This is a genomic window from Achromobacter colocynthidis, assembly GCF_057334535.1.
Window position 1 is genome coordinate 430592 of record NZ_JBHFIZ010000035.1, and the last position, 24120, is coordinate 454711.

Here is a 24120-nt window from a genome sequence, read left to right on the forward strand (position 1 = left end):
CGCAAGACCATAAAGGTTGACCCATGATTGCATTCCTGTTTCGCCGTGTGCTGGTCGCCGCCCTGCTGGTGGTGTTCGTGTCGCTGATCAGCTTTTCGCTGGTGTTTGCGTCCGGCAACCCGGCCGCCCGTCTGGCCGGCGAAGGCAGCGCGGCGGATGCCGCCCGGCTGTCGGTACAACACGGTTTTGACGACCCCATCCTGCTGCAATACGGCCGTTGGCTGACCGGCGTGGTGCGCGGCGATTTTGGCGACAGCCTGTACTTCAGCCGCCCCGTGGCCGAACTGCTGAGCCAGCACTTTCCCGCCACCGCCAAGCTGGGCCTGGCCGCCATGGCGTTTGCGCTGCTGCTTGCCATTCCGCTGGGCGTACTGGCCGGCATGCGCAAGGGCTCGCTGGCGGACCGCGCCACCATGCTGCTGTCGGCCTGCGCGCAAGCCATGCCGCCGTTCTGCCTGGCGTTCCTGTTGATCATCGTGTTCAGCGTGCGCAACCAATGGCTGCCCGCCTCGGGCTTTGACACCTGGAAGCACTACGTGATGCCGGTGGTGGCGCTGGGGCTTTTCGCCATGCCCGCCATGCTGCGCCTGATGAAATCCGAAATGGAAACCGTGCTGGCCACCGACTACATCCGCACCGCCCGCGCCATGGGCCTGGGCGGCCCCAGCGTGGTGCTGAAGTACGCGCTGCGCAATGCGTTGCGCCCGCTGGTGTCGCTGGCGGCCGCGCAGATGGGCACCTTGCTGGCGGGCTCCGTCGTCATTGAAACCGTCTTCGCCATCAACGGCGCGGGCCTGCTGGCCTGGACGTCGATCCTGCGCGGCGACTTTCCCACGATGCAGGCGCTGATCCTGATCTTTGCGCTGATCTACATCGTCCTGACTCTCGTCGCCGACTTGATCAACGGTTGGCTGGACCCCCGCGTGCGAGCCGCCTCATGAATACCGCTATTCCCTCCCCCCTGCCCGTCGCGCAGCGCGGCGACCGCCTGGCGCGCGCCAGCCAACGTGTGGGCCTTGTCGTGCTGGCCCTGCTGGTGCTGGCCGGCCTGATCGGCCCCTGGCTGATTCCGCACGACCCGTATACACAAGACCTGCTTGCCCGGCTGCAAGAGCCGGTGTGGGCCGAAGGCGGTGACTGGAACCACATCCTGGGCACGGATCAACTGGGTCGCGACGTGCTGGCGCGCGCGCTGTACGGTGTGCGCGTGTCGGCCTTGATCGGCCTGTCCGTCGCGCTGATGGGCGGCGTGATCGGCACCACACTGGGTGTCGTCGCCGGCTACTTCGGCGGCGGCGTGGACCGCGCCGTGTCCTTCCTGATCACCGCGCGCCTGGCCTTGCCCATCATTCTGGTGGCGCTGGCCGTGGTGTCGGTGGTGGGCGCGTCGCTCACCGTGGTGGTGCTGGTGCTGGGCCTGCTGCTATGGGAACGCTACGCGCTCGTCGCGCGCACCATGGCCGCCGGGCTGCGCAACGCGGAATTCGTCACGGCCTCGCGCTTGCAAGGCTGCACACATCTGCAAATCATCTGGCGCGACATCCTGCCGAACCTGGTGGGCAACCTGCTCATCATCGGCACGGTGGACGCGGCCATGGCCATCACGCTGGAGGCCTCGCTGTCGTTCCTGGGCCTGGGCGTACCCGCGCCGATGCCGTCGCTGGGCCTGATGATCGCCGAGGGCAAGGAAAACATGCTGTTCCAGCCCTCGCTGGTGGTCATTCCCAGCATCGTGCTGTTCGTGCTGGTGCTGTGTGTGAACCGAGCGGGCGAAACGCTGCGCGCCATCCAGATGAAGAAAGGTTGACGCCATGATCGCCACTTCCCACCCCCTGCTGCGGGTTGAAAACCTGCACATCGACATCCATACCGCCACGCACACCAAGCACGTGGTGCGCGCGGTGGACTTCACGCTGGAACGCGGCAAGACGCTGTGCATCGTGGGCGAATCCGGCTGCGGCAAGTCGCTGACGGCGCTGGCGTTGCTGGACCTGCTGCCCGCCGCCGCGCGCCGCCGCATGACGCGGCTGGAGTTCGCCGGGCAGGACTTGTCCACGCTGAACGCGCGCCAGTTGGCGGAATTGCGTGGCGCGCGCATCGCCATGATCTTCCAGGACCCGATGACGTCCTTGAACCCGGTGTTTCAGATTGGCACGCAGTTGATCGACGTGATGCGCCGCCACAAGCGCGTCAGCCGTCGCGAAGCCGCCGAACGCGCTGAATACCTGCTGCGCCGCGTGGGCATCACCAACCCCGAAGAACGCATGCGCCAGTATCCGTTCGAGCTGTCGGGCGGATTGCGCCAGCGCGTGATGATCGCCATGGCGCTGATGTGCGGCCCCGAACTGCTGATTGCCGACGAACCCACCACCGCGCTGGACGTCACCGTGCAGGCCGAACTGCTGGACCTCTTGCGCGACATCCAGGCCGAGTTCGGTTTAGGCATGGTGTTCATCTCGCACGACATGGGCCTGGTGGCACGCATTGCCGACCACGTCATCGTCATGTACGCCGGCGACATCGTGGAAGGCGGCACCGTACAAGAGGTGCTGACCCGCCCCAGCCATCCCTACACCGCCATGTTGCTGAACTGCATACCCCAGCCGGGCCGCACCGCCCCGCGCACCGACCTGCCCACCATTGCGGGCGCCGTGCCGTCGCTGGATGTGGCCATCCGGGGCTGCGCCTTTCGCGAACGTTGCCCGGTGGCCGAAGCCCGTTGCGCCCAGCCGCTGGTGTCACGCGTGCAGGGCAGCCACCGTTGCCTGTGCGTGAAGCCTGGCGCGCTGCTGGCGGCGAAGACTGCGGGAGTCTCGGCATGAACGACAAGCTGAACGCCAACATGCATCCCAGCACGAATTCCAAGGCGGTTGCGGCCGCGCACCCCGCGCCCTCGCCCGCCAGCATCCGCCTGAACGCGCTGTCCTTCCAATACGGCCGCGCCGGCCTGTTCTCGCGCCGCCCCGCGCCGCGCATCCTGCATGACATCGACCTGCACGTGCCCGCCGGCCAGACCATCGGCCTGGTGGGGGAATCTGGCAGTGGCAAGTCCACCATCGCCAAGCTCATGCTGGGCCTGTTGGCGCCCACCCAGGGCCAGGCGCTGCTGGACGGCCAGCCGTTGGCCGCGATGCCGGCACGCGCCCGCGCCCGCCGCATCCAGATGGTGTTCCAGGACCCGTATTCATCGCTGAACCCGCGCCGCACCATCAATGAAATCCTGACCGCGCCGCTGCGCGTGCACGGCATCGGCAATGCGGCGTCGCAGGCGGCGTCGGTGCGCCGCATGATGGACGCCGTGGGCCTGGTGCCCGCCTTTGCGGCGCGGTATCCGCGCGAACTGTCCGGCGGCCAACGCCAGCGCGTGGCGATTGCGCGCGCCCTGATGCTGGAACCGCAACTGCTGATTTGCGACGAACCCACGTCCGCGCTAGACGTATCGGTGCAGGCGCAGATATTGAACCTGCTGATGCAATTGCAGCGCGACCGTGGCCTGGGCTATTTGTTCATCAGCCATAACCTGGCGGTGGTGCAGCACATTGCCGATGACATCGTGGTGCTGCAAGGCGGCCGCATCGTCGAACGCGGCACGGCCGATCAGGTGTACTTTGCGCCCCAGCATCCCTACACCCGGCAACTGATCGGCGCCACGCTGGCCGTGCCCGACGCGCAGGAGTTGGCCGCATGAGCGCCGCGCCGCACTACCTGCTGGTCGGCAACGACGAAAAAGTCACCTGGGACGACGGCCAGATCCGCTTCCTGGCGCCTGGCCGCGACACGCTCAGCATTTTCGACGCCGCCGCCAACCCGGCCGCGCCGGTGCTCGTGGCGACGCTGCCCCTGCCCAATTCCTTGTTCGGCCCGCCCGTCAACCTGGCGGTGACGCCGGACCAGCGGCTGGCGCTGATCGCCGATTCCATGGCCTGGCCCGAGCGCGCCGATGGCCAGGGATGGCAGCCCACGCCGGGCCGCGATATATACGTGGTGGACCTTGCCGCCACGCCGCCGGCCATCGTGCAAACGCTGCAAGTCGGCCTGCAACCGTCGGGCATGTCGATCAACCGCGCCGGCACGATGGCGCTGGTGGCGAACAAGGCGGGTCGGTCGGTATCGGTGCTGACGATCCGCGATGGCCGCGTGGCTGTCGTCGCTGACGTCGACCTGGGCACACCCGTTGTCGCCGTGTCGTTCTCGGCCGATGGCCGCCGCGCCTTCGCCGTCAAGACCGACACGCACCGGCTGGCCGTGCTGCACATCGACGACACCGGCCCCGTGCCGCGCGTCACGCATGACCCGTCCGAAGACCTGACCACGGGGCTCGTGCCCTTCAACCTGGTGGTGTCGCCCGACGGCGCGCTGGCCTTGGTGGTGGACATGGGCAGCCCGACGGCCTCGGACGGCCATGCGGATTCCATCAGCGTGGTGGATCTTAAAAGCGCGCCGCCCCGCGTGATCGACCGCCTGATGGTGGAAGACGGCCCCGAGGGCATCGCCATCAGCCCCGATGGCCGCCACGCCGCCGTGGCCATCGTGCAAGGCTCGAACAACCCCTCGTCCGACTGGTTTCACCACCCGCGCGGCCAGATCGTGCTGCTGCGCATCGAGGGCTTGCGCGTCACGCGCGCGGGCGCCATCGAGGTGGGCGCGCTACCCGAGGGCATCGCCTTCAGCCCCGACAGCCGCTATCTGTACGTCGGCAATTTCCTGGACGCAAGCTTGCAGGTGCTGGCCGTGGGAGACAACGGCCTGACCGATACCGGCATGGGTATCCCCCTGCCGGGCCACCCCGCATCCATGCGGGGGCAATCCTACTGAGCGGGGCCGCACCCCGCCACGTGTTGAACCCACCACCCCACTTTTCATTTCGCATCTGGAGTTACCCCATGACCCACGCTCCCCAAACGTTTCGCGCCCTGATCGGCGGCGCGCTTGTCGCCTTGGCCGGCTTTGCGCCGCTGTCGGCCCATGCCATGGACATCAAGCTGGGCCACGTGCTGGCCCCCAGCCATAGCTGGAACAAGGCCGCCGAAGGCTTCGCCGCCGAGGTCAAGGAAAAGACCGACGGCCGCGTCAACTTCGTGCTGTTCCCCAGCGGCCAGTTGGGCAACGAAAAGACCATGCTGGAAGGCTTGCAGATCGGCAGCCAGGGCGCGGCCATCATCGGCTCGGGCTCGTTGCAGCCGATTGAACCGAAGTTCGGCGTGGTGGAACTGCCCTATACGTGGTCGTCGTCGCAGCAGGCCTACAAGGCCTTCGACGGCGAGCTGGGCGCCGCACTGGCCAAGCTGGCCGACAAGAAAAACCTGACCATCATTTCCTGGTGGGAAAACGGTTTCCGCCACGTGACCAACAACCGCGGCCCCATCGCCAAGCCCGCCGACCTGGCCGGCCTGAAAACCCGCGTCACGCCAGACAAGATGCGCCTGGACACCTTCACCGCGCTGGGCGCCAACCCGGCCCCGCTGGCCTTTGGCGAGCTGTACTCGGCCTTGCAGCAAAAGGTGTTTGACGCGCAAGAGAACCCGCTGTCCATCATCTACACCTCGTCATTCTTTGAAGTGCAGAAGTATCTGTCGCTGACGGGCCACGTATGGGGTCCGGCCAGCCTGATCATCTCCAAGCCCGTCTGGAACCGCATCTCGGCCGACGACAAGAAGGTGGTGCAGGCCGCCGCCGACAAGTGGCGCGACGCCCAGCGCAAGATGATCACCGACGGCGATCAGCAATTCGTGGCGCAACTGAAAGAGAAAGGCATGCAGGTCAACGAGGTCGACAAGGCCGCCTTTGCCGCCGCCGTGCAACCCGTGTGGAAGACCTACTCGGTCACCTACGGTCCTGAGCTGATGGCGCTGGTGCAGAAGTACCGCGAGGCCAAGTAATGCTCAACCGACTGTCCGCCATTCTGTCGGGCATCAGCAAGGCCTTTGCCGCCCTGGCGGTGGCCTTGCTGGCGATCCTGATCTCTTACGTGGTGTTCTCGCGCTTTGTCACGCACACCACGCCGCACTGGGCCGAGGAATTGCCGCGCCTGGTGCTGGTGTGGTCCGCCTTCATCGGCGGCGTGGCGTGCAGCCATGACCGCTCTCATCTCATGGCCGGCCTGCTGCCCTTCATGGTGCGCAGCCCGCGCGTGCTGAACGTGGTTGAACGCGTCAACCAGGTGCTGATCATCGTGGGCCTGGCGGCGCTGGGCTACGCGGGCTGGCAGTTGGCCGAACTGACGGGCGACCAGATCCTGCCCGCGCTGGATGTGTCCGCCGGCACGGTGTACCTGGCATTGCCATTTGCATGCGCGATCACCATCGTGGTTCATCTGGCGCAACTGCTTGCGCCCACCCCCGCCATGGCAAAGGAATAACAAGATGTCTTCGGGTGCTCTCTTCCTGATGGGCGTGTTCACGATCACGGTGTTGATCGACATGCCCATTGCATTCGGCCTGGTGCTGTCGTGCCTGGCCTACCTGGCCGTGTACGACGCCGCGCCCATGATGGTGGCCGCGCAGCAGTACGTGGTGGGGCTGGACAGCTTCACGCTGCTGGCCATTCCGCTGTTCATCCTGGCCGCGCAACTGATGAACGGCGCCGGCCTGACGCAGCGCATCGTGCGCTTGTGCGCCGCCATCGTGGGCGATATCAAGGGCGGCCTGGCGGTCGTGGCCGTGCTGGCCTGCCTGATGTTCGGCGCGCTGTCCGGCTCGGGCGTGGCCGACGTGGTCGCCATCGGCAGCCTGCTGTTGCCCGCCATGGCGCGCAGCGGTTACGACAAGGGCTTTTCCTGCGCGCTGGTGGGCAGCGCGGGCGCCACGTCCACCATCATCCCGCCCAGCATCGTGCTGATCGTCTACGGCACCATCACAGATACGTCGGTGGGCAAGCTGTTCGTGGCCGGCATCATCCCCGGCATCCTGCTTGGCTTTTCCTTGATCGGCGTGGCCATCTGGCAGTCGCGCAAGCACAACTGGGCGGGCGGCCAGCCGTTTTGCTGGGGCGAACTGCGCGCCGCCACCATCGATGCGCTGCCCGCGCTGATGGTGCCCGTGCTGATCATCGGCGGCATCCGCTTCGGCATCTTCACCGCCACCGAAGCCGCCTCCAGCGCCATCGTCTACGCCTTGCTGATCGGCTTTTTCTGGTATCGCACGCTAAGCCTGAAGTCGCTGTGGAGCAACCTGAAGTCCACCGGTGAAAGCAGCGCGTCCATCTTGCTGCTGATCGGCGCGTCGGGCCTGTTCGCCTGGGTGCTGGTGGCCGAACAGGTGCCGCAGGCGCTGTCCACCCTGCTGGTGGAATGGACCGACAGCAAGACCGCCGTGCTGCTGGTGCTGACCGTGGTGTTGCTGCTGCTGGGCACCTTCATGGAGGCCATTCCCGTCATCATCATCGTGGCGCCCGTGGTGATGCCGGTGCTGGCACACTACAACATCGACCCGGTGCATTTCGGCATCCTGCTGTCCATCAACATGGCCATCGGCGCCAACACGCCGCCGGTCGGGGTGGACCTGATGGCCGCCTGCAAGATTGGCGGCATCAACATGATGCAGACCCTGCGCCCGCTGTCCTGGATGATGCTGGCCATGACCGCCGTGATGTTGCTGCTGACCTTTGTTCCTGAACTGGTGCTGTTCCTGCCGAGGCACGTGCAATGACAACGACCGCTTATCTACGCCGCCCCGCCGCGCTGCGCCGCAGCTGGATGTTTGTTCCCGGCATGGACGCGGCCGCGCAGGCCGCGGGCCTGGCCAGCGGCACGGACGCGCTGGTGGCCGACCTGGAAGAGTTCACCGCGCCCGTCGAGCGGCCCGCCGCCCGGCCGCGCATCGCCGCGCTGTTCGCCACCTGCCGCGCCCAGGGTGTGGTGGCCGCCGTGCGCATCAACAAGCTGGAAGACGACGGCCTGGCCGACCTGCGCGGCGTGATGCCCGGCGCACCGGACGCGGTGTTCCTGCCGCACGCTGAAAGCGCCGCGCAGATCATCGCGCTGGACCAGGCCATCAGCGCGCTGGAGTCCGAACTGGGCCTGCCGGCCGGCAGCACGGAAATCGTGCCGACGCTGGAATCCGCGCTGGGGCTGGTGCGTGCCTACGACATCCTGACCGCCAGCCCGCGCGTGTCCGCCTGCCTGCTGGCCGCCGAAGACCTGACGGCCAGCCTGGGGGCCGAACGCGGCAAAGACGGCATCGAGCTGCACGCCGTGCGCGCCCGCTTTCTGGTGGACTGCACCGCCGCCGGCTGCGTGCCGATCGACTGCCCGTTCAACTACCGCGACCTGCCCGCGCTGGAAGCGGACTTGCGCTGGGCGCGCCGCCTGGGCCTGAAATCCAAATGCGCGACGGTGGCCGAGCAAGTGCCGCTGATCCACCAGGTGTTCACGCCCAGCGCGCCCGAGGTAGACGCCGCGCGCAACCGCGTTGCCCGCTTCGAGGCCCAGCGCGCCGGCCAGCATGACGCCGAACGCATCGACCCGCCCACCTACAACACCGCGCGCCGCCTGTTGGCGCGCCACGACCAATTCGAACGATGGGCCGCCGAGCGCCGCGCGCAGGCCGTCCCACAACCAGGAGACCTTGCATGACGTCATCCGCACTTCCCGAACGCAACGGCGGCCAGATCCTGATGCAGCAGTTGCGCATCCATGGCGCGCGCCGCGTGTTCATGATTCCCGGTGAAAGCTACCTGCCCTGCATCGATGCGCTGAACGAGCACACCGACGCCATCGAACCCATTGTGTGCCGCCAGGAAAGCGGCGCGGCCTACATGGCCGAGGCCTACGGCAAGCTGACGGGCGAACCCGGCATCTGCTTTGTGACGCGCGGCCCGGGGGCCACCAACGCCAGCATCGGCGTGCACACCGCCTACCAGGACTCCACGCCGATGATCCTGTTCGTGGGCCAGGTGGGCAATGACTTCATGGAACGCGAAGCCTTTCAGGAAATCGACTACCGCCGCATGTTCGGCCAAATGGCCAAGTGGGTGGCGCAGATCGACCGCACCGACCGCATCCCCGAATTCATCTCGCGCGCCTTCGCGGTAGCCACCAGCGGCCGGCCTGGCCCGGTAGTGCTGGCCTTACCCGAAGACACGCTGTGGGGCACCGCCCGCGTGGCGGACCTGCCGCGCTACCCGCGCGTGCACAGCCACCCGGGCGCGGCCGCCCTGACGCGCATGGTCGACTTGCTGAACGCCGCCGAACGCCCGTTCCTGCTGCTTGGCGGCAACGGCTGGCACCAGACCGCCATCGAGCAGATCGCCGGCTTTGCCGAACGCTTCGAGCTGCCCGTGGGCACCGCGTGGCGCCGCCTGGAGTGTTTTGACCAGCGCCACCCCAACGCCGCGGGCCACGTGGGCTGGGCCATGACGCCCGAGCTGCGCCAGCGCTTGAAGGACGCCGACCTGGTGCTGGCCGTGGGCACGCGCCTGGGCGAAGCCACCACCGAAGGCTATACCGTCATTGAAAGCCCGCTGCCGCGCCAGAAGCTGATACACGTCTACCCCGACGCCGCCGAACTGGGCCGCGTGTTTTCGCCCACGCAGGCCATCGTGGCCGACGTGGCCAGCTTTGCCGCCAGCGTGGCGGACCTGGCCCCCGGCCATGCCGTGCCGCGCGGCGAGGCCGTGCGCATCGCGCATCAGCAACTGACAGAGAGCCTGACGCCGCTGCCCTCGCCCGGCGCGATGAGCCTGGACGCGGCCGCCGCCTATGTGGACGCGCACCTGCCCGCCGACGCCTGCGTGACCGTGGGCGCGGGCAACTACGCGCTGTATCCGCACCGCTACCGCCGCTATGCCGGGCCGGGCACCAGCCTGACGCCCACGGTGGGCTCAATGGGTTACGGCCTGCCCGCCGCCATTTCCGCCAAGCTCGAAGACCGCCAGCGTGACGTGGTCTGCTATGCGGGCGACGGCTGCTTCCAGATGAACATGCAGGAACTGGGCGTGGCCTTGCAGTACAAGCTGGGCGTGGTGGTGCTGGTGTTCAACAACGGCATCTGGGGCACCATCCGCGCCCACCAGGAACGCGAATTTCCCGCGCGCACCATTGCGTTGGGCTTTGAAAACCCCGACTTCACGCAGATCATCCGGGGTTACGGCGGCCATGGCGAAGCCGTGGAGAACACCGCCGACTTCGGCCCGGCCTTTGAACGCGCGCTGGCGTTCGCGCGCCAAAGCAATCTGCCCGCGCTGCTGGAAATCCGCTACGACGCCAACGGCATCGCGCCGGGCGAAACGCTGATGGGCATCCGCGAAGCCGCACAGGCCCGCCTTGCCCGCGGTATCGGCACCAACAACACTGGCAATAACAGCGCCAGCGTCTGACAGGACCTGAATCCATGACAAGCATCATTTCAATCAACGGACAGCGGCTGTGGCAGTCGCTGATGGACCTGGCGCAGATCGGCGCCACGCCCAAGGGCGGCAACTGCCGGCTGGCGCTGACCGCGCTGGACGGCCAGGGCCGCGATCTGGTCACCGGCTGGATGCGCGACGCCGGCATGACGCTGCGTGTGGACCAGGTGGGCAATATCTTTGCGCGCCGCGCCGGCCGCAACAACGACCTGCCGCCCGTCATGACCGGCAGCCACATCGACACCCAGCCCACCGGCGGTAAGTTCGACGGCTGCTACGGCGTGTTGGCCGGGCTGGAAGTCATGCGCAGCCTGAACGACCATGGCGTCGAAACCGAGGCGCCGCTGGAAGTGGCCATCTGGACCAATGAAGAAGGCTCGCGCTTTCTGCCGGTGATGATGGGCTCGGGCGTATTCGCCGGCAAGTTCCCGCTGGAAGTGGCGCTGAACGCGCGCGACCACGACGGTAAGTCGGTGGCCGACGAACTGGCCGCCATCGGCTACGCCGGCCCGGATGCGGTCGGCGGTCGGCCGGTGGGTGCGTACTTCGAGGCGCACATCGAGCAAGGCCCGATTCTTGAGCACGAAGAAAAAGTGGTTGGCGTGGTGACGGGTTCGCTGGGCGTGCGCTGGTACGACGTGGTCATCACCGGCATGGAAATGCATGCCGGCCCCACGCCCATGCCCATCCGCCGCGACGCGCTCTACGCCGCCACCTTCCTGTTGCAGGCGGTGATCGGCATCGCCAACGACAACCAGCCGCACGGACGCGGCACGGTTGGCGAAATCCACGCGCACCCGGGTTCGCGCAACGTGATTCCCGGCCAGGTCCGTTTCACGGTGGACCTGCGCCATGAAGACGAGGCCACGCTGACGCAGATGGACGCGCGCTGGCTGGCCGCCTGCACCGACGTCGCCGAACGCCACGGCGTAACAGTGGACGTGAAGCAGGTGCAGTATTTCCCCCCCACCCCCTTCGACCCGGACCTGGTCGCCAAGGTGCGCGACGGCGCCACGCGGCGCGGCCTGGCCGCCATGGACATCGTCACCGGCGCCGGCCACGACGCCGTCTACATGGCCAGCGTCACGCCCACCGCCATGATCTTCGTGCCCTGCAAGGACGGCGTGAGCCACAACGAAATCGAAGACGCCAAACCCGCTGACCTGGAAGCCGGCTGCAACGTGCTGCTGGACGCCATGGTCGCCCGCGCCAACCTCACTGGAGACCCAGCATGAGCCAACACGATCACGCCTATTGGCAAGCCCGCGCCGCCGCGCTGAACTTCAATGGCCAGGCCTATATCGACGGCGCCTACTGCGACGCCGCCGACGGCGCCACGTTCGCCGCATCCAGCCCCATCGACGGCCGCAAGCTGGCCGACGTGGCCGCCTGCGGCCAGGCCGATGTGGACCGCGCCGTGGCCGCCGCCCGCCGCGCCTTCGAAGCCGGCGTATGGAGCCAGCTGGCGCCGCGCCAACGCAAGGAACGCCTGTTGCGCCTGGCGGCCCTGATCGACCAGCACACCGAAGAACTCGCGCTGCTGGAAACGCTGGACATGGGCAAGCCCATCCGCGACGCGCTGGCATTCGACGTACCGGAAACGGCCCGCTGCTACGCCTGGTACGCCGAAGCCATCGACAAGATCTACGACGAGATCGCACCCACCGGCCCCGACGCGCTGGCCACCATCACCCGCGAAGCGCTGGGCGTGGTGGCGGCCGTGGTGCCGTGGAACTACCCGCTGATGATGGCGGCTTGGAAAGTGGCGCCCGCCCTGGCCGCGGGTAACAGCGTGATCTTGAAGCCGGCGGAACAGGCGTCGCTGTCGGCCATCCGGCTGGCGGCGTTAGCCGAAGAAGCGGGCATCCCCGCGGGCGTCTTCAGCGTGGTGCCCGGCTTGGGCGCGGTAGCGGGCCAGGCGCTGGGCCGTCACCCGGACGTGGACTGCGTGGCCTTCACGGGCTCGACCGCCACCGGCAAACGCTTCATGACCTATTCCGGCGAATCCAACCTGAAGCGCGTGTGGCTGGAATGCGGCGGCAAGTCGCCCCACATCGTGTTTGACGACTGCCCCGACCTGGACCGCGCCGCGCAAGCCGCCGCGCTGGCCATCTTTTCGAACCAGGGCGAAGTCTGCATCGCGGGCTCGCGCCTGTACGTGCAGGACGGCATCTACGATGCCTTCATGGAAAAAGTGGCCGCCTACGCCGCCACGCTGCAACCCGGCGACCCGCTGGACCCCGCCACCGCCATGGGCGCCATGGTGGACGAACGCCAGATGCAAGGCGTGCTGGCCCGCATCGCCGCCGGCCAATCCGAAGGCGCCACCTTGCGCATCGGCGGCAAGCAAGCCCGCAGCGCGTCGGGCGGCTACTACATCGAACCCACCATCTTCGATTGCGCCCACCAGGATTCCGCCCTGGTACGCGAAGAAATCTTCGGGCCGGTGTTGGCAGCCCAACGTTTCAGCACCGAAGACGAAGCCATCCAGTTGGCTAACGATTCGGTCTATGGACTGGGCGCGGGTCTGTGGACGGCCAACTTGTCACGCGCGCACCGGCTGTCACGCCGCCTGCGCGCGGGGCTGGTGTGGGTGAATTGCTATGCGGATGGCGACATCACGGTGCCGTTCGGCGGAGTGAAGCAATCGGGCTCCGGTCGCGACAAGTCATTGCACGCACTGGACAAGTACTCGGACTTGAAGACGACCTGGATCAGTCTGACCGTGTGATCGTGTCATGGCTCACGCCCTTGGGCAGAATCGCCGCCAAGCGGGTGGGGGATTCTGCCCAAGGGCAAGCTAAGACCACGATCTTCGAGAATCCAGGTGCTGCGCCAAGTCCATCACATCGTGCAGCACTCGGCCAATTGGACAGCCGATAGACCGACACTACTTCCTCATGTTTACCCTGGCGGCAGCCTGCGCCCCAAGCTGTTCGATGAAACTTTCGAGTTGATCGTCTGTGACATCGGTAAAGCGCCCTGCGGCGATGTCAGCCCATCCCTTGTCGGCGGCGTCGCGGAGCACGTTGAGCTTGGCTTCTTCTATGCCAATCATCCACCCTTCATCCCTCAACATCGTCCACCCCTCCGTACAGCGATGGCAGCAGCACAGGCAATGCATCCAGGGGGAAGGCAAAGCGCACGGGGCCGCGCGGGGTATCGGATGCCACCAATCCACTTTTCAATGCCGCCGCCAACAACGATCGCCCGGTGCGTTCGCCCAGTCCCGTCATCTGAATGAATTCGCCTCGGCTGACGGGGCCCGCGGCAAACAAAAAGTAGATGGGTAAGGCCGCCTCTGCCCGCAAGCGGCCGTGCGCGGTTTCCACCTGCACGGCGGCGTGGGTTTTTTGCCTTCATCGAATCCAGGGCCAGCGTGCGCGTCATGTAGGCCACCTGGTCTTCACAAACGCCCAGAAAATACTCAACCCACTGGACCAAGCCCTTTTCGCTCAGGTTGCCCCGGCCATCCAGGTCGCCTTGGCGCGGCGCGTCCGCGCACGCCAGATAGCCGTAGTAGTCGTTCACGCCGCGCGCCAGGCCACGATTGACCGACCAAAGCCCCTGCGTGATCGGCAGCATCGCGGCATGGGTCTGTAAGCGCGACGCGCGGCCATTGCCATCGGCAAACGGATGCATCCACGCCATGCGATGGTGCGCGCAGGCAATGGCGATCAACTGCGCGTCGGCGGGCCTGGGGCGGTCATAGTGCTGGGTGTAGGCCTCCATGAAGCGCGGCAATGATTGCCACGCGGGAGGATGATGGCGGCCTACCGTGACATCGATGGTGCGCAACGCGGCCGGCTGCACCACGTAGCCGTCCTGGGTGGTTCGGTCGCGGGCGTCCAGATGGCTGTACAAGGCGCCATGCGCGGCGGTCGCAAAGTCAGCGCCCAGCGCGCCTTGGGTATCGGCCAGACGAGACATGGCCTTTTCGGCCTGGATATGCGCCACGGCAATGCGCTGCAATTGCGCCACCTCGGGCCGGTCTGAAAATTCCTGATGCAGGGCGGCTTCGATGTTGCGAGGCGTGGTGCTTTGGCCTTCGATCCGGTTGCTGTAGTAGGAATTCATGCTGCGCAGCAGATCGCGCAAGGCGTCGCGCGTGGCGGGATGCGCCTGTGCCCCGAGTTCTACCGATTGGTGAACGATCGCGCGCGCGCGTTCCAGCAGCCGCGCGGATGCGGCTTCGGCGGGCTGGAGGGGCAAGAATTGATGCGGAGAATCGTACATTTGGTCCGAGCATTTTCCGGTTTTTTTGCCGGTTTTTTTGCCGATTAATATTGCATTTATCACATTGATAAATAAGCAATATATTTATTTAATTCGGTGATTGTACGAAATTTCTTGCCAGTTCTTTTGCCGATTTATTCTCACGCTGTTTCAGCGCGCTAGGCCCCCTTCACCACCCGGTGCACGAACTGCAACTTCCCGATCACCTGCGCCGGCAGCACAAAGGGATAGAAATCCCGTTGCCCCATGCTGCGGGCCAGTTCGTTCAGCACGCCGGTCAAGGCGACCCAGGCGTTGACCAGGTCCAGGAACGCCTGTCCTTCCGGGTCGTCCGGGTCGTACAGCGCGTCCTTGGTAAAGGGGTCGTAGGACTGCTCGACCGCCGTGCGCGTGATGCCGAAGCTGATGGCGGTGTCCAGCGTGTCCATCATGTGCAGGTAGTGGGCCCAGGTTTCGGCCCAGTCTTCCCAGGGGTGGCAGGACGCGTAGGTGCTGATGTAGTGCAGCGCCCAGTCGGCCGGGGGGCCTTGTTCGTAGTTGCGTTGCAGCGCCTGGGCGTAGTCGGCCTGTTCGTCGCCGAACACCTGGCGAAACGGTTCCTGCCAGGGGCCGCCGGCAATGCGCTGGTCCCAGTAATAATGGCCAATCTCGTGGCGGAAATGGCCGAGTAGCGTGCGGTACGGCTCGCGCATGTCTTCGCGCACTTTCACGCGGTAGGCGTCGTCGGCTTCCTTGATGTTGATGGTGATCAGCCCGTGCGCGTGTCCCGTCAGCAAGGGCGCGCCGTCGGCCTCGGGCGCCAGCAGGTCGAACGCCAGGCCACCGTCATCGGGCGTTTCCGAGCGCCGCAGGGGCAGGCCCAGCATCAGCACCTGCGCGATCATCTGGCGCTTTGCCGCCTCCACCTTGCACCATAGCGGGCCGTTTTCCGGCACCGACAGGTCGGGAATGGTGTGATTCAGGTTACAGGACAGGCACAGCGTGTCGGCCGATTGGGCGGGCAGCAGCCAGTTGCACAAGGCCGGCATGGAGAAATTGGCGCAACGTTTGTAAGTCCTGCCACGTACCTTGCCCGATTCGCGCAGGACGCCGCTGGCCGGTTCCACGTCCAGCGCCACCACGTGCCCGCGCTTGGGGTCAAAGCCCAGTTGGCGATGGCAGTTCAGGCATTCCGTGTTGCTGAAAAAAATGGGCTGGCCGCAAACGCATTGAAAGGCCTTCGCGCGCGCATGCCGCACGCGCTGGCGTTTCGGGGCGCGCAGTTGGCGGTGGATCGCGTCGAAGAAATAGGTCATGCATCCAGTCCAGTCGGAAACTCGTCTATGGGCGCGACGGTCACGCGCACATCCAATTCATGGCCGCCGCCTCGGATCACCCCCCGCAGGGGCGTCACGTCGGCGTAATCGCGGCCGTAAGCCAGCACCACATGCGCCGTGCCGGGCACCACGTCGTTGGTGGGATCCAGGTCAATCCAGCCGCCATTGACGTCCACCCCCGCGCAATGCACCGACACCCACGCATGCGAGGCGTCGGCCCCGATCAGGCGCGGCTGGCCGGGTGGCGGTTGCGACATCAGATACCCGCTGACATAGCGCGCCGGCAAGCCGATGGCGCGCAGGCAGCCGATCATCAGATGCGCAAAATCCTGGCACACCCCGACCCGTTCATGAAAAACATCAAGAATGGGCGTGGACACCTGCGTATGCGCCGACTGGTAACTGAAATCCGCATGGATCCGGTGCATCAGGTGCAAGGCGGCCTCGGCCACGGGCCGCCCTGGGGTGAACGACAGCAAGGCGTATGCCCGAAGCTCGGAATGCAAGGGCACGTAGGTGGAAGGAAAGCTGAATTCCACTTCCGGCGCGTAGGGCAAGGCGGGGTCATACCGCAAGCGCCGTGCCGCGTCTTCCCACGGCAGGCCGGCCGAGGGGTCAAGCGCGCCAAAGCGCGGGTACACCGTCACGCGGCTGGTGGCGCGCACGGTCAGCGCGTCATGCGGGGCATACAGCGCGAAGAGGCAGCGCGTGTTGCCAAAGCCATCTACGGTCTCGGTAATGGACGGCGGTGTGGGCGTGACGCTTAGCGTGTAGGCGTCGACCACCTGGCAGGCGTCATGCAAGGGCCGCAAATAGCCCAGGTGGTGCGCCAGTTCCACGGGCGCGGCGTAGCGGTAGGCGGTTTCGTGGTCCACGCCCAGGGTCACCCCCACGGCGGCGGGCGCAGCAAGATCGGAAGTCGGGAAATTCATGGGTGCGGGGCCGGTGAATTACGCGGAAAGCGTTTGGTCATGACCGGCTGCGTGGCTGAAATAGCGCAGGCTGATGGCGTTGGACAGCGCACTGGCGGCGTCCTCGAGTTGCGCGGACAGCGCCAGCACGTCGGCGTATTGGCCTTGGGTTTGGGTTTGGGTTTGGGCTTGGCCCAGGCTCTGGCTCTGGCCCATGCCCTGGCCCTGGCCTTGCGTCTGTCGGCACAGCTCAGCCAATGACGCACCCACGCCGTTTTCCGGCAACAAGCGGACCAGGTCCGCGGCCGGGCCGGCCACGGTGTCGGGCAGGCGCGCCACCTCTTTGCGCAGCACGTTCAGCACACAGGCCAGCGATCGTGGGTTTGCCGGCTCTTGCACCAGCAGGTTCAGCAGCGCCGGTACTTCCTGGCGACCGGGGTAATAGGCGCGGTAGGTGATCTTGCTGTCGAACAGGTCCAGCAGCATGTTGAAACCACTGTCGCCCAGCACCGCGTTACGGCGGAACAAGGCACCCAGCAGGCCGGCCATGGCGGACAGGCGTTCAATCTGCCGGCCGATCGTCAAGAGGCGCCAGCCGTCGTCGCGCGTCATGCGGTCGGTTTGCGAGCCGGTGATGGCCGAAAGCTGCATGGCCAGGCTCTTCAAGCCGCGCAGCACGTCCGGCGCGGACATCGGCAGCGGGTCCGGCTGAGACCGCGACTGTGACCCCGACAGAGACCCCGACGAAGACTCCGGCAAAGATCCCGACAAAGATCCCGACAAAGATTCCGGCACCCCGGGTTCGCCCCCCTTGCCACCAGACGCCATGCGCATGAAGCCTTCGTGCGCCGTGACGACCAGCCGCCAGTGTTCGGGCGACAGGCGGTCGCGAATCTGGCCGGCGGCGAATGCCAGCGCGCCCAGGTTGCGCGCCACGCCGCCTTGCGCGGGGCCGCCCGCCAGCTCGGCCACCAGCGTGGCTTCAAACATGCGTACCGACAAGGTCGGCGCGGCCGGCATCAGGCCGCTGCGCTGGCACAAGGCATCGACCGCGGCAAAGAGTTCGCCGGCGTTGTCTTCGTCGCTGTTCAACCACGTGAGCGCCACCGTGGCCAGGCGCACGTCGTTCTCGGCGCGTTCGGTGTAGCGGCCCATCCAGAACAGGTTTTCAGCGGCGCGGCTGGACACGGGGCGGCTCGCCGCCACGATGTCTTCGGGCTGCAATTGCACGGGCAGCATCGAAAACGTATCCACCGCGCCTCGGGTGGTGACCCAGGTGTCCATGCTGCTGCCACCGCGCTGCATGGACACGATCTGCTGTTCGCGGCTGGCGATACGCGTCAGCCCGCCGGGAAGCACGTTCCAACCGCCCTCGCCGTCCGCGATGACGAACACGCGCAGCATGGCCGCGCGCGGCACGATATGGCCGGCGGACCAACTGGGTGCTTGCGACAGCGGCAGGTATTGCTGGATGGTGTAGGCGTCGGGATTGTCGGCAATGCGGGCTTGCAGCGCGGCATGTTCGGACGGCGGCACGGCCCCGCCGATGACGGGTTCGAAGCCGCCCCGCATATTGCTGGGATAGGTGGACTTGACCACCGTACCCGGCAGGTTCGCCAACACCTCTTCGCGCGCGGCGGCCTCGCCGCACCACCACGACGGCAGCGACGGCAGCAGCAGATCGGCGCCAAACAGGTGGCGGCTGATGGCGGGCAAAAAACCATTGATGGCGGGCGATTCCAGAAAGCTCGTGCCCAGCGAATTCGCCACCAGCACATTGCCCGCGCGCATGACTTGCAGCAGGCCCGGCACCCCCAGCGTGGAGTCCGAGCGCAGCTCAAGCGGGTCACAGAAATCGTCATCCAGCCGGCGCAGCACGGCATGCACGCGCTCCAGGCCGTGCAGCGTTTTCAGGTACAGCATCTGGTCGCGCACGACCAGGTCGCCGCCTTCCACCAGCGTGATCCCCAGGTAGCGCGCCAGATAGGTCTGTTCGAAATAGGTTTCGTTGTAGGGGCCGGGCGTCAGCAGCACGATGCGCGGTGGCGTGTGCGGCAAGGCTTGCGACGACGCCCCGCCCGGGCTGAGCTTGTACAGCATGTCCATCAGCCGGCGATAGCTGGTCGCCAAGTGCTGCACACGCAGTTCCTTGAAGGCCTCGGGGAACATGCCGGAAATGGTCAGGCGGTTTTCCAGCAGGTAGCCCAGCCCGGACGGTGCCTGCGTGCGTTGCGACACCACCCACCAGCCGCCGTCGCTGGCGCGCGCCAGGTCAAAGGCGGCAATGTGCAGATAGGTGCCGCCCGGCGGCTGATAGCCGCGCAAGGGGCGCAGGTAACCGGGATGGCCGAACACCAGCGCGGGCGGAATCAGTTTGTCGGCCAGCAGGGTTTGCGGCCCATAGACGTCGCCCAGCACGCGGTTCAGCAAGGTGGCGCGCTGGCACAGCCCTTGTTCGATGGCGGACCAGTCGGCGTCGTTGATGACAAAGGGCAGCAGGTCCAGCGACCAGGGCCGCGCCGAGCCGTTGGCGTCGGCGTAGATGTTGTAAGTGATGCCGTTTTCACGGATCTGCCGGGCCACCACGTCCACGCGCCGGTCCAGGTCGGCAAAGCCGCTGGTGCCTAATAGCTCGAAGAAACGGGGCCAGGGTTCGCGCAGGCGGGTGGCGCCCGACGGCTCTGCCGGCGCGCGCAGTTCGTCATAGTGGCCCGGCCGTGCGGGCAGCGCCGCATGAACCGCCAGGGATGCGACATCCTGCGACGGATCGGTCTGAAAAAGAAATTGCGGCATGGCGGATAGGGGCGACCGGTGGGGGCGAACGGTACGCCGGGGTTAAACATCCAGAAGGGGTCAATCGTGCCTTAAATCCAACGAGAACGGAAATTCGCGGCTGACCTGGGCCGGCGCCACGTCCATGCGCCCCGGCGTGTGCCCTATTTTTTCAAAGCGGGCCAGGCGCCGGCTCTCTGCCTCGTAGGCGTTGATGGGGAACGTTTCCGGGTTCAGCCCGCCCGGATGCGCCACATGGTATCGGCAACCTCCCAGGGAACGCTGGTTCCAGGTGTCCACAATATCCACCGTCAGCGGTACGTGCACCGGAATGGTGGGATGCAGCGCGGAAGGCGGCGCCCATGCCTTGTAGCGCACGCCCGCCACGTATTCGCCCACGCGCCCCGTCGGCTGCAAGGGCAGCGCTCGGCCATTGACCGTCACAACATAGCGGTTGTCGTTCAACCCCGATACCCGGATTTCCACCCGCTCCAGCGACGAATCCACATAGCGCACCGTGCCCGCCGACGAGCCCTCTTCGCCCATCACGTGCCAGGGTTCCAGCGCGCCGCGCAGTTCCAGGTGGATGCCACGCGCGGCCACGTCGCCGAACAGCGGAAAGCGGAACTCGAAATGCGGGGCGAACCAGGCGGTGTCAAAGGCGTAGCCGGCTTCGTTCAGGTCAGCCAGCACGTCCTCGAAGTCCATCTTGACGAAGGTCGGCAGCAGGAAACGATCATGCAGTTCGGTGCCCCAGCGCGTCAGACGCGCGGTGTACGGCGTCTTCCAGAAATGAGCGATCAGACCGCGCAACAGCAGTTGCTGCGCCAGGCTCATGCGCGCGTGCGGCGGCATTTCAAAGGCGCGGAGTTCCAGCAGACCCAGGCGGCCGGTGGCGCTGTCGGGGGAATACAGCTTGTCGATGCAGAATTCCGAGCGGTGCGTATTGCCCGTCACGTCCACCAGGATGTTGCGCAGCGCGCGGTCGATCATCCAGGGCGGTACTTGGGCGCCCTGCTCCGCGCAGCGCCGATGGATTTCCTGAAACGCCAGTTCAAGCTCATACACCTGATCGTTGCGCGCCTCATCGATACGCGGCGCCTGGCTGGTGGGGCCGATGAACAAGCCCGAAAACAGGTACGACAAGGACGGATGATTCACCCAGTACGCCAACAGGCTGGCCAGCACGTCGGGGCGGCGCAGGAACGGGCTGTCGGCCGGCGTGGCGCCGCCCAGCACGAAGTGGTTGCCGCCGCCCGTGCCGGTGTGGCGCCCATCCGCCATGAATTTTTCGGTGGACAGGCGCGTCTCGAACGCGGCCTCGTACAGGAATTCGGTGTGGTCCACCAGGTCGGCCCAGTTGCTGGCCGGGTGGATGTTGACTTCGATGACGCCGGGGTCAGGCGTGACTTGCAATACCTTCAGGCGCGGATCGCGCGGCGGCGGATAGCCTTCCATCACGATCTTCACCTTCAGGTCTCGCGCGGTGGCTTCCACCTGCGCCACCAGCGCCAGATAGTCTTCCAGGCGCGGCAGCGGCGGCATGAAGACAAAAAGCAGGCCATTGCGCGGTTCCACACACATGGCGGTGCGGGCCAGCCATGCGGCCGATTCAAACTTGGCGGGCGCTCGGGTGGCGTCCGGGATTGGACCTGCCCCAGGACCTATCCCAGGTCCCGCGCCCGGCACAGTCCCCGCCGTGGCGCGCGGGTTCTGCGCCAGCAACTGGGCCGGCCCAGGCAATGAACGCCGCGCGTCAAAAGGATCGCGATCCGCCACCACGGGCGCGTCGCCCTCCGCCGCCCACGGCAGCGAGTCCAGCGGCAAGCGCAGGCCCATCGGCGAATCGCCGGGGAAAAGATACATGCGCTCATCGCGCAGGAACCAGGGGCCGGACACCCATGGCCCGCCCTCGCCCGCCTGGATCGGCAAGGCGTAGCCGACCACGCTGTCCAGCTTCTGTTCGAACACGCGGCGCAGGCGCGCGCGCTCCATTTCGTCGTCCAGCCGTGAATCAAAAGGGTCCACGTTGGCGGGCAAGCGGCGTTCGCGCCACAGGTAGTAGAAGACGTCTTCGTAGCCCGGCACGATGTGGCGCGCGTCCACTTCCAGGCGTTCGGCAAGGCGCGTAATGAAACGCTGCGCGTCCGCCACGGTGTAGCTGCTGCGCTGACGCTCGTCGGCGAACAGCGCCGGGTCATTCCAGCAGGGCTCGCCATCCGCGCGCCAGAAGATCGACAAAGCCCAGCGCGGCAATTGCTCGCCCGGATACCACTTGCCCTGCCCGGCATGCACAAAGCCGTTGCCGCCGTAGCGGGTGCGCAGGCGGTTCAGCAGTTCCAAGGCAAAGCCGCGCTTGGTGGGGCCGAGCGCGGCGGTATTCCATTCGGCGCCGTCGCGGTCGGAAACCGACACGAACGTGGGTTCGCCGCCCATGGTCAGGCGTACGTCCATGTGGTCCAGGTGGTCGTCGATCTTGTCGCCCAGGTCCAGGATGTCGTGCCATTGCTCGTCGGTGTACGGCTTGGTGACGCGCGGCGATTCAAACACGCGCGTGACCGACATGGTGTGCGCGAATTCCACCTCGGCCTTGTCTACCGCGCCCGTCACCGGCGCCGCGCTGCCCGGCTCGGGCGTGGCCGCCAGCGGAATATGGCCTTCGCCCGCCAGCAGGCCGGACGTGGGGTCCAGCCCGATCCAGCCGGCGCCGGGCAGATAGACCTCGCACCAGGCATGCAGATCGGTGAAGTCGGTTTGCGCGCCGCTGGGGCCGTCCCGCCCCCCCACGTCAGGCTTGAGCTGGATCAGGTAACCCGACACGAAGCGTGCCGCCAGCCCCAGGTGGCGCAAGGCCTGCACCAGCAGCCAGCCGGAATCGCGGCACGACCCGGCGCAGCGAGCCAGCGTTTCTTCCGGCGTCTGCACACCGGGCTCCATGCGGATCAGGTAGCTGATTTCCTTGTGTACCTGCTGGTTCAAGGCCACCAGAAAGTCCACCGTGCGCTGCTCGCGCACGTCCACCCGCGACAGGAATTCCGCGAACAGCGGCGTGGCTTCGTCGCAGACGCGGTACGGCGCCAGCTCGCGGGCCAACACCTCGTCATAGGTGAAGGGGAATTCCTCGGCGTCCGGTTCCAGGAAGAAATCGAACGGGTTATAGACCGCCATTTCGGCGACCAGGTCTACGGTGATCTTGAATTCGCGCGTCTTGCCCGGGAAATTCAGGCGCGCCAGATAGTTGGCGAACGGGTCCTGTTGCCAGTTCAGGAAGTGCTCGGCCGGTTCCACCGTCAGCGAGTACGACAGGATCGGCGTGCGGCTGTGCGGCGCGGGCCGTAGCCGCAGTACCTGCGCCGACAGGCTGACCAGGCGGTCATAGTTGTATTGCGTGACGTGCTTGAGCGCTACGTGGATAGTCAAAGCCTTCTCCGGGTCGACTGCACTGCCGAAATTCTTGGGGGGGTCACGCGATGCTTGGGAATGTCACGCCATTGGTGCAGGGTACGCCATTCATCAATGGCTGGCCTGGACTTGCACCGATACATTCATCGACAGCGTGGCCGCCACCCCATGCAGCCAGCGCACGGGCGAGGCCGACTCGTAGTCGCGCGCCACGGCCAGACGGCAATGGCCGTCGGATGCGAACGTGGCATGGCTGACGTCCACGCTGACCCAGCCGTGCCCGGCCAGCCAGACGTCGGCCCAGCCATGGCTGGCCGCGTCGTCGCCCGCCGCGTGCCAATACCCGCTGACAAAGCGGCCCGGCGTGCCGAAGGCGCGCACGCAGGCCAGCAGCAGATGGGTTTGGTCGTGGCTGCCGCCGCGCCGGGCCGCGAGGGTTTCGGGCGCCGTCATGGGCGCGCTGCCCAAGCCGGGTTGGTAGGCGACACGTTCGCGGATCGCCCCCGCCAGGGTCAGCACGTCTTGCGGCGCATGCACGCCGCGCGGCACCACGCGGCGACAAAACTCGCGGACGGTGTCGTCGCACTGCGTCAAGGCGGTGGGCACGCCATAGATGTACACCGGCAGGCGTTCGTCTTCGTCGCCCACGTGGCCTTGCGCCAGCGGGTGGATGTCTACCTGGCCCACCGCATGGATTTCGATTTCGCTATGGGTGCGGTGCAGCGTCAAGGTATGCGTCACATTGCCGTAGGCGTCCACCTGCGGCTGGATCTCGCCCGGCGTCTGGATCTGCCAGCGCAGGGCATGCTGATGGTCGTCGCGCCGGGGCGTCAGCCGCAGGGTCTGGATGCTGTAGTTGACCGGTGCGGGATAGCGGTAGCGGGTCACGTGCTTGATGAGATGCTTCATGAAAGTCTCCACACATCGATTCGGCAACGCCATCTGAAAAGACAAGCAACATGCGTGCCAGGCAGCCAGCTTGCCCGCGCCGGGTTACGGCATTGCGACGCGATGTCGCCAGCCGACCTCACGCCCCGGCGACGCACCAACGCGGTGCGTCGGATGCGCCTGGATTTGCCCTCTTGTGGCCCATCGCTCGTCAACCTGCCGGCCTGCCCCTTGCCCGGCGGCCACCATCC

General features: G+C 66.4%; 19 protein-coding genes. 12 read left to right on the plus strand and 7 right to left on the minus strand.

Annotated features, from left to right (window positions below):
• The first annotated feature begins 23 nt into the window (after window positions 1–23).
• The 12 genes from ACE04A_RS17695 to ACE04A_RS17750 all read left to right on the plus strand — a co-directional run bounded on the left by ACE04A_RS17695 (window position 24) and on the right by ACE04A_RS17750 (window position 13075).
• On the plus strand, window positions 24–941 hold the full coding sequence (locus ACE04A_RS17695; RefSeq protein WP_100855667.1) for an ABC transporter permease: 918 nt from the start codon (window positions 24–26) through the stop codon (window positions 939–941).
• On the plus strand, window positions 938–1807 hold the full coding sequence (locus ACE04A_RS17700) for an ABC transporter permease (protein WP_448718906.1): 870 nt from the start codon (window positions 938–940) through the stop codon (window positions 1805–1807). Before ACE04A_RS17695 ends, ACE04A_RS17700 begins: the two co-directional genes overlap by 4 nt.
• A 4-nt stretch (window positions 1808–1811) precedes the next feature.
• Window positions 1812–2822: an ABC transporter ATP-binding protein gene (locus ACE04A_RS17705; RefSeq protein WP_448718907.1), complete on the plus strand. Its 1011-nt coding sequence runs from the start codon at window positions 1812–1814 to the stop codon at window positions 2820–2822.
• A gap of 20 nt (window positions 2823–2842) precedes the next feature.
• A complete protein-coding gene (locus tag ACE04A_RS17710) occupies window positions 2843–3688 on the plus strand; it encodes an ATP-binding cassette domain-containing protein (RefSeq protein ID WP_485820396.1) in 846 nt (281 codons plus the stop codon).
• On the plus strand, window positions 3685–4815 hold the full coding sequence (locus tag ACE04A_RS17715) for a lactonase family protein (protein WP_448718908.1): 1131 nt from the start codon (window positions 3685–3687) through the stop codon (window positions 4813–4815). Before ACE04A_RS17710 ends, ACE04A_RS17715 begins: the two co-directional genes overlap by 4 nt.
• Before the next feature lie 68 nt (window positions 4816–4883).
• Window positions 4884–5879 (plus strand): TRAP transporter substrate-binding protein, encoded by a 996-nt coding sequence (locus ACE04A_RS17720; RefSeq protein ID WP_447989196.1) that lies wholly within the window; start codon window positions 4884–4886, stop codon window positions 5877–5879.
• Entirely contained in the window at window positions 5879–6358 is a 480-nt protein-coding gene (locus ACE04A_RS17725; protein ID WP_448718910.1) for a TRAP transporter small permease, read from the plus strand. The genes ACE04A_RS17720 and ACE04A_RS17725 overlap by 1 nt, the downstream gene beginning before the upstream one ends.
• A gap of 4 nt (window positions 6359–6362) precedes the next feature.
• The gene (locus tag ACE04A_RS17730; RefSeq protein WP_448718911.1) at window positions 6363–7646 is read left to right on the plus strand and encodes a TRAP transporter large permease; all 1284 of its coding nucleotides are present in this window, start codon (window positions 6363–6365) and stop codon (window positions 7644–7646) included.
• Window positions 7643–8572 (plus strand): HpcH/HpaI aldolase/citrate lyase family protein, encoded by a 930-nt coding sequence (locus ACE04A_RS17735; RefSeq protein ID WP_448718912.1) that lies wholly within the window; start codon window positions 7643–7645, stop codon window positions 8570–8572. The genes ACE04A_RS17730 and ACE04A_RS17735 overlap by 4 nt, the downstream gene beginning before the upstream one ends.
• Complete coding sequence (locus tag ACE04A_RS17740) at window positions 8569–10314, plus strand: thiamine pyrophosphate-binding protein (RefSeq protein WP_485820353.1); 1746 nt, start codon at window positions 8569–8571, stop codon at window positions 10312–10314. Before ACE04A_RS17735 ends, ACE04A_RS17740 begins: the two co-directional genes overlap by 4 nt.
• A gap of 14 nt (window positions 10315–10328) precedes the next feature.
• Window positions 10329–11579, plus strand: a complete 1251-nt coding sequence (locus ACE04A_RS17745; RefSeq protein WP_485820354.1) for a Zn-dependent hydrolase — start codon at window positions 10329–10331, stop codon at window positions 11577–11579.
• On the plus strand, window positions 11576–13075 hold the full coding sequence (locus tag ACE04A_RS17750; RefSeq protein WP_264615623.1) for an aldehyde dehydrogenase: 1500 nt from the start codon (window positions 11576–11578) through the stop codon (window positions 13073–13075). The genes ACE04A_RS17745 and ACE04A_RS17750 overlap by 4 nt, the downstream gene beginning before the upstream one ends.
• Window positions 13076–13234: 159 nt before the next feature.
• Here ACE04A_RS17750 and ACE04A_RS17755 read toward each other — a convergent pair whose 3' ends face one another.
• From ACE04A_RS17755 to ACE04A_RS17785, 7 genes are all read right to left on the minus strand, one after another.
• Entirely contained in the window at window positions 13235–13402 is a 168-nt protein-coding gene (locus tag ACE04A_RS17755; protein WP_164741255.1) for a hypothetical protein, read from the minus strand.
• Between the two features lie 14 nt (window positions 13403–13416).
• On the minus strand, window positions 13417–14580 hold the full coding sequence (locus tag ACE04A_RS17760) for a Fic family protein (RefSeq protein ID WP_485820355.1): 1164 nt from the start codon (window positions 14578–14580) through the stop codon (window positions 13417–13419).
• Between the two features lie 158 nt (window positions 14581–14738).
• Complete coding sequence (locus ACE04A_RS17765) at window positions 14739–15875, minus strand: zinc-binding metallopeptidase family protein (protein ID WP_448718917.1); 1137 nt, start codon at window positions 15873–15875, stop codon at window positions 14739–14741.
• Window positions 15872–16828, minus strand: coding sequence for a transglutaminase family protein (locus tag ACE04A_RS17770; protein WP_448718918.1), 957 nt, complete (start codon window positions 16826–16828; stop codon window positions 15872–15874). The genes ACE04A_RS17765 and ACE04A_RS17770 overlap by 4 nt, the downstream gene beginning before the upstream one ends.
• 18 nt (window positions 16829–16846) lie before the next feature.
• Window positions 16847–19600, minus strand: a complete 2754-nt coding sequence (locus ACE04A_RS17775; protein ID WP_448718919.1) for a circularly permuted type 2 ATP-grasp protein — start codon at window positions 19598–19600, stop codon at window positions 16847–16849.
• 60 nt (window positions 19601–19660) lie between these two features.
• The gene (locus ACE04A_RS17780) at window positions 19661–22999 is read right to left on the minus strand and encodes a transglutaminase family protein (RefSeq protein ID WP_485820356.1); all 3339 of its coding nucleotides are present in this window, start codon (window positions 22997–22999) and stop codon (window positions 19661–19663) included.
• Window positions 23000–23092: 93 nt separating this feature from the next.
• The gene (locus tag ACE04A_RS17785; RefSeq protein WP_485820357.1) at window positions 23093–23890 is read right to left on the minus strand and encodes a transglutaminase family protein; all 798 of its coding nucleotides are present in this window, start codon (window positions 23888–23890) and stop codon (window positions 23093–23095) included.
• Window positions 23891–24120: the final 230 nt, after the last annotated feature.

Excerpts from the sequence above, each read along its gene's own strand:
- ACE04A_RS17730 (WP_448718911.1), top strand. The coding sequence starts at position 6,363 with ATGTCTTCGGGTGCTCTCTTCCTGATGGGCGTGTTCACGATCACGGTG.
- ACE04A_RS17715 (WP_448718908.1), top strand. The coding sequence starts at position 3,685 with ATGAGCGCCGCGCCGCACTACCTGCTGGTCGGCAACGACGAAAAAGTC.
- ACE04A_RS17735 (WP_448718912.1), top strand. The coding sequence starts at position 7,643 with ATGACAACGACCGCTTATCTACGCCGCCCCGCCGCGCTGCGCCGCAGC.
- ACE04A_RS17755 (WP_164741255.1), bottom strand. The coding sequence starts at position 13,402 with ATGATTGGCATAGAAGAAGCCAAGCTCAACGTGCTCCGCGACGCCGCC.
- ACE04A_RS17700 (WP_448718906.1), top strand. The coding sequence starts at position 938 with ATGAATACCGCTATTCCCTCCCCCCTGCCCGTCGCGCAGCGCGGCGAC.
- ACE04A_RS17770 (WP_448718918.1), bottom strand. The coding sequence starts at position 16,828 with ATGAATTTCCCGACTTCCGATCTTGCTGCGCCCGCCGCCGTGGGGGTG.
- ACE04A_RS17760 (WP_485820355.1), bottom strand. The coding sequence starts at position 14,580 with ATGTACGATTCTCCGCATCAATTCTTGCCCCTCCAGCCCGCCGAAGCC.
- ACE04A_RS17765 (WP_448718917.1), bottom strand. The coding sequence starts at position 15,875 with ATGACCTATTTCTTCGACGCGATCCACCGCCAACTGCGCGCCCCGAAA.
- ACE04A_RS17740 (WP_485820353.1), top strand. The coding sequence starts at position 8,569 with ATGACGTCATCCGCACTTCCCGAACGCAACGGCGGCCAGATCCTGATG.
- ACE04A_RS17705 (WP_448718907.1), top strand. The coding sequence starts at position 1,812 with ATGATCGCCACTTCCCACCCCCTGCTGCGGGTTGAAAACCTGCACATC.
- ACE04A_RS17745 (WP_485820354.1), top strand. The coding sequence starts at position 10,329 with ATGACAAGCATCATTTCAATCAACGGACAGCGGCTGTGGCAGTCGCTG.
- ACE04A_RS17710 (WP_485820396.1), top strand. The coding sequence starts at position 2,843 with ATGCATCCCAGCACGAATTCCAAGGCGGTTGCGGCCGCGCACCCCGCG.
- ACE04A_RS17750 (WP_264615623.1), top strand. The coding sequence starts at position 11,576 with ATGAGCCAACACGATCACGCCTATTGGCAAGCCCGCGCCGCCGCGCTG.
- ACE04A_RS17695 (WP_100855667.1), top strand. The coding sequence starts at position 24 with ATGATTGCATTCCTGTTTCGCCGTGTGCTGGTCGCCGCCCTGCTGGTG.
- ACE04A_RS17725 (WP_448718910.1), top strand. The coding sequence starts at position 5,879 with ATGCTCAACCGACTGTCCGCCATTCTGTCGGGCATCAGCAAGGCCTTT.
- ACE04A_RS17720 (WP_447989196.1), top strand. The coding sequence starts at position 4,884 with ATGACCCACGCTCCCCAAACGTTTCGCGCCCTGATCGGCGGCGCGCTT.
- ACE04A_RS17785 (WP_485820357.1), bottom strand. The coding sequence starts at position 23,890 with ATGAAGCATCTCATCAAGCACGTGACCCGCTACCGCTATCCCGCACCG.
- ACE04A_RS17775 (WP_448718919.1), bottom strand. The coding sequence starts at position 19,600 with ATGCCGCAATTTCTTTTTCAGACCGATCCGTCGCAGGATGTCGCATCC.